Below are 7,441 nucleotides of genomic sequence, written 5' to 3' on the forward strand. Positions count from 1 at the left end.
CCCCATGACCACCCGCTTCTCCCGCACCGGCCGCATCGGCATCGTCGGCGTGGCGCACACCCCGTTCGGCAGGCTGACCACGGAGACGGTGTCCAGCCTCGTCGAGCGGGTCACGACGGAGGCCTTGGCCGACGCGAACGTCGACCCCGGGGCGATCGACGAGGTCTTCGTCGCGCAGTTCAACAGCGGGCTCACCCCGTTCGCCTTCCCGTCCTCGCTTCCGCTCGGCGCGTCCGACGGGCTGTGGGGCCGCCCCATGACCCGGGTCGAAAACGCCTGTGCTTCCGGATCCGCCGCGGTACACCAGGGTGTCCGGGCGCTGCTGTCCGGGCTCGCCGAAACCGTGCTCGTGGTGGGCGTGGAAAAGATGACCCACGCGCCCGGCGCGGAGGTGTCGCGCGCCCTGCTGGGGGCCGACCCGCGGCTGGCGGGGACGGACTCACCCGCCGGCTTCGCCGGGGTCTTCGCCGAGGTCGCCGAGAAGTACATCAAGCGGTACGACGCCGGCGAGTGGCTTCCGGACGTGCTCGGGGCGATCGCCGCGAAGAACCACCGCAACGGCTGCGCGAACCCGTGGGCCCAGATCCGGAAGGACCTCGGCGCCGCCTTCTGCTCGACCGTTTCGGAGGCGAACCCGCTGGTGGCAGGGCCGTTGCGGCGCACGGACTGCTCACCGGTCAGCGACGGCGCCGCGGCCATCGTCCTGCGCCGGGACCCGGCCGACCCGCTCGCGATCGTCGCCGGGATCGGGCACGCCAACGACCACCTCGACCCCTCCCGGCGCGACGTCCTCGAATTCGCGGCGGGCAGGCTGGCCGTCGGGCGGGCGTTCGGCATGGCCAGGGCAGGCCTCGACGATCTCGACCTCGCCGAGGTGCACGACTGCTTCACCATCGCCGAACTCCTCGTCTACGAGATGCTCGGGCTCACTCCCCGGGGAGAAGGCCGGCGTGCGGTGGAGGAGGGCTGGGTGCACCGGGACGGACGGCTGCCGGTCAACGTTTCCGGAGGGCTCAAGGCGAAGGGGCACCCGGTGGGGGCGACCGGGGTTTCGCAGCACGTGATGGTGGCTCTCCAGCTCTCGGGCAGGGCGGGAGACCTGCAACTGGCGGGGCCCCGCACCGGTCTCGTGCACAACATGGGCGGTCTCGCGGTGGCCAACTACGCCACGGTGCTGCGCGGCTAGCGACGCCGGGAAAGGCGGCCCGCCCAACGTCCGGCGGGCCGCCACAGCCCGGAGTAGACTGTGATCCGCGCCACATGAAAACTCCATTCCATTCTCGTTTTCTCCCTTTTTCGAAATCAGGTTGAGGTAGCACTATGGCTATCGACTTCACACTGACCGAAAAACAGCGGCAGATCCAGTTGTCCGCCCGCTCCTTCGCGGAGAGTCATCTGGCCCCCTTGACCGACAAGGTCGACGCCGAACCGGATCCGTTGAAGGGCTTCCAGCTCACCAAGGACGCCTACGCCGAGGCGTGCAAACGCGGTATCGCGTTCTCCATGATGCCCGCCGAATACGGCGGGGGCGGACTGTCCAATGTCGATTTCGTGATCGCCGCCGAGGAGATCCAGGCGGTCGATCCCGGATTCGGCACCACCGTACTGGTGAACGGACTCGGGCTGCTGCCGGTCTGGTATTACGGGACCGAGGAGCAGAAGAAACGGTTCATCGGCACGGCGACCGCCGATCAGAGCGGCGAATTCATCGTGGGATACGCGGCCAGTGAACCGCCGGGCACACCGGGTGGCACCGCGAACTTCGACGCCCCGGCGATCAACGGGGCGGGCATGCGGGTCACCGCGCGGCGCGACGGCGACGAATACGTCGTCAACGGCCGCAAGTACTGGCCCTGCAACGTCGGCGGCTGGGACAACCAGGGCGCCAACCTGAACCTGGTGATCGTGCGCACCGACCCCGGCGTCGGCGGCACCGTCGGCCTGTCCGCGCTCATGATCGAGCGGGGCACCCCGGGCATCACCTACCGGTCGATCAGCACCAGCGCCCAGCGCAGCACCCCCAACTGCGAAATCATCTTCGACAACGCGCGGGTGCCCGCCGAAAACCTGATCGAGGGGACCCGGGGCAACGGCGACCTGGTGATCAACCGCAACTTCGCCTGGTCCGGTCCGGTCGCCGGGATCGGCGCGGTCGCGGTGGCGAGGACCGCCTACGAGGAGGCGCTGCGCTGGGCCAAGACCTACACCGCGGGCGGACCCGCCCCGATCATCAACTACCAGTACCCGGGCTACGTCCTCGGCGACGTCGCGGCCAAGATCGAGGCCGCCCGGTGCTTCTGCTGGAAGGCGGCGCACTACCTGGACCAGCACGGCTACCACGGCGAAATGCTCGGCGCGATGTGCAAGGTGCACTGCACCGAGATGATGTTCGACTGCGTGTACAAGTGCCTGCAGGTCGTCGGGGTCAACGCGGTCGACCGCAAGCACCGGTTCGACCGCTACCTGCGGGAAGCGGCACTGCTACCGCTCTACGACGCCGGGAACTTCGGGATGCAGCGGCGCCGGGTGCACGGCGTCATGGTCGACGAGACCTTCAACCCGCGCGCCTTCATGGACGACGAACCGGTCGACTTCACCAAGGGCATGGAAGGCATCGACACGATCCCCGGCCCGAAGACCGACGAACCGACGATCCCGTCCCCGAAGGTCGCCGAACCCGGCTTCGTGAAGCAGTAACCGCCACGGTCGCGTGAATGTTGGCCGTGAAGGGTCCCTTCACAGTCGATTCGACTGTGAAGGGACCCTTCACGGCTTGTCCCAGCCCCTATTCCTGGCTGAGCGCGTGAGGGGGTCCTTCGCGGTCCTCGGTCGATCGGAGTTCACGGCTCCAGGCCTGCGCCCAGTCCAGCAGGGGTTCGAGGCTGCCGACGAGGCCGTTGCCGGTCGCGGTCAGCACGTAGCCGCCACCGGCCCGTTCGACGATCCGCGCGCCGGTGAGTTCGTGCAGCCGCCGGGTGAGCACGCTCGACGAGAGGTCGCCGCAGGACGCGCGCAGTTCACGGAATGTCAGCGGCCCTCCCGCCCGGTCGAGTTCCCAGATGATCCGGAGCGTCCATCGCCGCCCGACGAGGTCGAACAGCGCCATGATGGGCCGTCCGGTGGTGGACCCGCGGACGGGGTGCCCCGGCTGCGGTGTGCCCGGCATCGCTCAGCCCCGCCCGGAGGGCAGCGGCGTCCGTTCCAGTGCCTCCCGCATCCTGCCGATCGCCGTCCGCAGGACCGGGTAGGGCCGCAGGAACAGGGTTACGTGAGTCAGCTTCCCTGTTCCGGTGCGCTCCTCCCGCAGAAGGCCCTGCACATCCTGGCCGCCGACCCGGGCCGCCAGTGCGTAGACGGCATCCCGCTCGCCGCCCCACTCCCCCGTCCGTTCGACCCCTTCGAGCACGCCCGCGATCAGTCCGAGCATGTGCGCGACGTCGGCGCGCCCGTGGTAGTCGGCGACCGGGCTCGAGAACGTCACGTGCTCGGCCAGTGCCTCCGAGAGCGGGCCGTGATCACCCGAGGCCCAGGCGGCAAGAACCGGAGAAGGACTCATGCCTCTATTTTAGAGGCAAACTTCGCCGCGCGACCACCCCGCCCGGGGCACCGGTCGGCCTCAGGCTTCCGTGACCTTGCCGTCCGCCACTTCCAGGCGACGGGTGAGGTGCACGGCGTCGAGCATGCGGCGGTCGTGGGTCACCAGCAGCAGGGTGCCCGGGTAGTTGTCCAAAGCGGACTCGAGCTGTTCGATCGCGGGCAGGTCGAGGTGGTTGGTCGGTTCGTCGAGCACCAGCAGGTTCACGCCGCGCGCCTGCAGCAGGGCCAGCGCGGCGCGCGTCCGTTCGCCCGGTGACAGGGTCGCCGCCGGGCGCAGCACGTGCGCCGCGGTCAGCCCGAACTTCGCCAGCAGCGTCCGGACCTCCGCGTCGGCGAACTCCGGCACCTCGCGGGCGAACGCCTCGGCCAGCGGCACGTCACCGAGGAACAGCCGCCGCGCCTGGTCCACCTCGCCGACCACCACGCCCGGGCCCAGCGCCGCGGTCCCCTCGTCGAGTTCGACGCGGCCGAGCAGCGCCGCCAGCAGCGTGGTCTTCCCCGCGCCGTTCTCACCGGTGATCGCGACCTTGTCCGCCCAGTCGATCTGCAGGTCGACCGGGCCGAGCGTGAAACCGCCGCGGCGCACGACCGCGCCGCGCGCGGTGGCGGCCACCGCGCCGGCGCGTGGTGCCGCGGCGATCTCCATCCGCAGTTCCCACTCCTTGCGCGGCTCCTCCACGACGTCCAGCCGCTCGATCATCCGATCGGTCTGGCGCGCCTTGGCGGCCTGCTTTTCGGTGGCTTCCGCGCGGAACTTGCGGCCGCTCTTGTCGTTGTCGGGGGCCTTGCGCCGGGCGTTCTTGACGCCCTTCTCCATCCACGCCCGCTGCGTGCGGGCCCGGGCTTCCAGTGCGGCCCTGGTGGTGGCGTACTCCTCGTAGTCCTCCCGCGCGTGCCGCCGGGCGACGGCCCGCTCCTCGAGGTAGGACTCGTACCCACCGCCGTAGGTGTTGACCTGCCGCTGCGCGAGATCGAGTTCGACGACCCGGTCCACGGTGCGGGCGAGGAACTCGCGGTCGTGGCTGACCAGCACGGTCGCCGCCCGCAGCCCGCCGACGAACCGCTCCAGCCGGGCCAGGCCGTCCAGGTCGAGGTCGTTGGTCGGCTCGTCGAGCAGGAACACGTCGTACCGGCTCAGCAGCAGCGACGCGAGCCCCGCCCGCGCCGCCTGCCCGCCGGACAGCGAGGTCATCGGCTGATCGAGGCCGACGGAGAGCCCCAGCTCGGCGGCGACCTCCTCGGCACGGTCCTCCAGATCGGCGCCGCCCAGCGTCAGCCAGCGGTCCAGTGCGGCCGCGTAGGCGTCGTCGGCGCCATCCGCGCCCGTGGCCAGCGCCTCGGTGGCGGTGTCCAGTTCGGCCTGCGCCGCGGCGACCCCGGTGCGGCGGGCCAGGAACGCCCGCACCGACTCACCCTCCCGCCGTTCCGGTTCCTGGGGCAGGTGCCCGACGGTGGCCGTCGGCGGGTTCAGCCGGACCTCGCCGCTGTCCGGTTCGGTCAGACCGGCGAGCACCCGCAGCAGGGTCGACTTCCCCGCGCCGTTGACCCCGATCAGGCCCACGACCTCACCCGGCGACACGACCAGGTCCAGGTCCGAAAACAGGGTGCGCTCGCCGTAGGAGGCGGCGAGGCCCTTCACCACAAGAGTTGCGCTCATCAGGCTGCCGAGCTTAAGGGCTGTATCAAAGTGGCTCGCGTGGCGGTGCGAGTGGCGGTGCGGGTGGCGGAACCTCAGGCGGTCCCTGACTGCGGGATCGCCTCCTCATGCTTGTGTCCCACCCTCCGGCGCTTGTGTCCCACCTTCCGGCGCTTGTGTCCCACCTTCCGGCGCTTGTGTCCCACGTTCGACAGCCCGAGTCCCACGTTCGGCCCGTGCGAGGGCGCCTTTCTCCGCGGCGACCCGCCTGCAAGCAGGCGTGCGCGGTGCTGTGAGGGGACCCCTCACGGCACCCATCCCCGCCCGAGCGGGCAACTCACCTGCACGAGGGTGGGACTCACCTGCCTGACGGTGGGACACATGCGCACGAGGGTGGGACTCACCCGGCAGGCGCGCTCTACACCGCGAGCGGACCAGACTTTGCCGGAACCCTGCCGAACAGCACAGCCAACTTCGATACACGGCTTGGTGGCCGCCGTTTTCCCGCGGCCGCGGGCCCGCGCGCCAGAGGCGCGGGCCGGGCCGGGATCCGGCCGCCGCTCAGCTCGTCATGCTCTCGAACATGCCGGGCTCGTAGGAACCCGCCGGGTGGCGCACGATCACGTTCATCCGGTTGGCCGCGTTGATCAGGCCGACCAGGCAGACCAGCGCGGCGATCTGGTCGTCGTCGTAGTGCTTGCGCACCTCGGCCCAGGTCTCGTCGGACACGCCCTGGTGGGCGTCGGCGAGCCGGGTGCCCTCCTCCGCGAGCGCCAACGCGGCCCGCTCGGCCTCGGTGAACACGGTGGCCTCGCGCCAGGCGGCGACCAGGTTGAGCCGGAGTTGGGTCTCGCCCGCGGCCGCCGCGTCCTTGGTGTGCATGTCGATACAGAGGCCGCAGCCGTTGATCTGGCTGGCACGCAGCGACACCAGTTCCCGGGTGGCCTTCGGCAGCGGTGAGCCGTCGATCACGAGACTGGCGTTGGCGAACCGCTTGCTGAACTTGACGGCGAGCTCGTTGCCGAGCAGATCGAATCGAGCGTTCATGACTTCGTCCTCACTCGTTGGTGTTGCGTAACGAACACCAGACACCGGCTGCCCCCGCCTTGTGACAGCGCGCCTTCGTGACAGGCGCCACGGGGAGGCGGGCACCGCCCACCGGTAAACCGGTTGGCGGCCGTCACACCGCCTGCGACGATGCGCGTGATGAACAAGCGACTGCGCGAAATCGCGCACGAAACGGTCGAAATCGTCGACCGGGGGTCCTATCAGGCGTCCGTCGGGCAGGTCGGGATCGGTGACGCCGTCGGCCGCGCCGTCGCCGGTACGCGCCTGCATCCGCCGGACGAGCCCTTGCCGGAACCCCTTCCCCTCGACGGCCCGCCCGCCGTCGAAGTCACCAACGAATCGAGCCTGACGGCCGCCCGGCGACTCGGTGAAGGCACCGCCTGCCTGGTGTTCGCCTCGGCCCGCAACCCCGGCGGCGGCTTCCTCAACGGCGCACAGGCGCAGGAGGAGACGATCGCCCGGGCTTCCGCGCTGTACGCCTGCCTCCGCGCGGCTCCGGACTTCTACGCACACCACCGGTCGTGGCCCGAACTCACCTACAGCGACCGGATCATCTACTCCCCCGGCGTACCGGTGTTCCGTGACGAGGAGGACGGGCTGCTGCCCGAGCCGTACCCCGTCTCGTTCCTGACCGCGGCGGCGCCCAACCGCGCCGCCGTCGCCCGCAACCAGCCCGAACGGGCGGCCGGGATCCCGGCGATCCTGTTACGGCGCGCATGCCGCGTCCTCGCGGTGGCCGCCACGCACGGCCACCGCAGGCTCGTGCTCGGCGCGTGGGGCTGCGGGGTGTTCGGCAACGACCCGGAACTCGTGGCCACCACGTTCGCCACCGCCCTTGCCGACAGCCCGTGGTTCAGCCACGTGACCTTCGCCGTCCTGGACCGCCGTCCCGGGCACCGCACCTACACCGCCTTCGCCGACGCGCTGGGCGAACTCGGCACCCGGTAGCTCCGGCAAGCAGGGCCGCGCGGTGCCGTGAAGGGTCCCTTCACAGCCGATTCGACCGTGAAGACATCCCTGGGTTTTGGTTGTCAAGCGGCGGTTTGCTGGTGTTGGTGGTGTGTCCAGGCGGTGGTTTCGTTGTAGGGGGTGTGGGTTTTGAGGCATCCGTGGAGGATGCCGACGAGTCGGTTGGCGAGT

At 70.3% G+C, this 7,441-nt stretch carries 7 protein-coding genes; 3 read left to right on the plus strand and 4 right to left on the minus strand.

All coding sequences use genetic code 11. The features are described from left to right. Positions 1-1,186, plus strand: a 1,186-nt coding sequence (locus FNH05_RS27265) for a thiolase domain-containing protein (protein ID WP_425458496.1), incomplete at its 5' end; no start/stop codon positions are given. 134 nt (positions 1,187-1,320) lie between these two features. Continuing rightward, positions 1,321-2,697 carry an acyl-CoA dehydrogenase family protein gene (locus FNH05_RS27270; protein ID WP_144591623.1) on the plus strand — a complete coding sequence of 459 codons (1,377 nt, stop codon included), beginning with the start codon at positions 1,321-1,323 and terminating at the stop codon, positions 2,695-2,697. An 88-nt stretch (positions 2,698-2,785) separates the two neighbouring features. Here FNH05_RS27270 and FNH05_RS27275 read toward each other — a convergent pair whose 3' ends face one another. The 4 genes from FNH05_RS27275 to FNH05_RS27290 all read right to left on the minus strand — a co-directional run bounded on the left by FNH05_RS27275 (position 2,786) and on the right by FNH05_RS27290 (position 6,280). Then, positions 2,786-3,166, minus strand: a complete 381-nt coding sequence (locus tag FNH05_RS27275) for a winged helix-turn-helix transcriptional regulator (RefSeq protein WP_144591625.1) — start codon at positions 3,164-3,166, stop codon at positions 2,786-2,788. Between the two features lie 3 nt (positions 3,167-3,169). Next, positions 3,170-3,556: a nuclear transport factor 2-like protein gene (locus tag FNH05_RS27280; RefSeq protein WP_144591627.1), complete on the minus strand. Its 387-nt coding sequence runs from the start codon at positions 3,554-3,556 to the stop codon at positions 3,170-3,172. A gap of 60 nt (positions 3,557-3,616) precedes the next feature. Then, entirely contained in the window at positions 3,617-5,254 is a 1,638-nt protein-coding gene (locus tag FNH05_RS27285) for an ABC-F family ATP-binding cassette domain-containing protein (RefSeq protein WP_144591629.1), read from the minus strand. 540 nt (positions 5,255-5,794) lie between these two features. After that, positions 5,795-6,280: a carboxymuconolactone decarboxylase family protein gene (locus tag FNH05_RS27290; RefSeq protein WP_144591631.1), complete on the minus strand. Its 486-nt coding sequence runs from the start codon at positions 6,278-6,280 to the stop codon at positions 5,795-5,797. 159 nt (positions 6,281-6,439) lie between these two features. Between FNH05_RS27290 and FNH05_RS27295 the strand changes: the two genes are divergently transcribed. After that, a complete protein-coding gene (locus tag FNH05_RS27295; RefSeq protein ID WP_144591633.1) occupies positions 6,440-7,249 on the plus strand; it encodes a TIGR02452 family protein in 810 nt (269 codons plus the stop codon). Positions 7,250-7,441: the final 192 nt, after the last annotated feature.

This window comes from Amycolatopsis rhizosphaerae (assembly GCF_007713715.1).
Classification (GTDB): Bacteria; Actinomycetota; Actinomycetes; order Mycobacteriales; family Pseudonocardiaceae; genus Amycolatopsis_E; species Amycolatopsis_E rhizosphaerae.

Bases quoted from the DNA above. Each gene is read 5' to 3' on its own strand.
- FNH05_RS27270 (WP_144591623.1), top strand. From the start codon at position 1,321: ATGGCTATCGACTTCACACTGACCGAAAAACAGCGGCAGATCCAGTTG.
- FNH05_RS27275 (WP_144591625.1), bottom strand. From the start codon at position 3,166: ATGCCGGGCACACCGCAGCCGGGGCACCCCGTCCGCGGGTCCACCACC.
- FNH05_RS27280 (WP_144591627.1), bottom strand. From the start codon at position 3,556: ATGAGTCCTTCTCCGGTTCTTGCCGCCTGGGCCTCGGGTGATCACGGC.
- FNH05_RS27285 (WP_144591629.1), bottom strand. From the start codon at position 5,254: ATGAGCGCAACTCTTGTGGTGAAGGGCCTCGCCGCCTCCTACGGCGAG.
- FNH05_RS27290 (WP_144591631.1), bottom strand. From the start codon at position 6,280: ATGAACGCTCGATTCGATCTGCTCGGCAACGAGCTCGCCGTCAAGTTC.
- FNH05_RS27295 (WP_144591633.1), top strand. From the start codon at position 6,440: ATGAACAAGCGACTGCGCGAAATCGCGCACGAAACGGTCGAAATCGTC.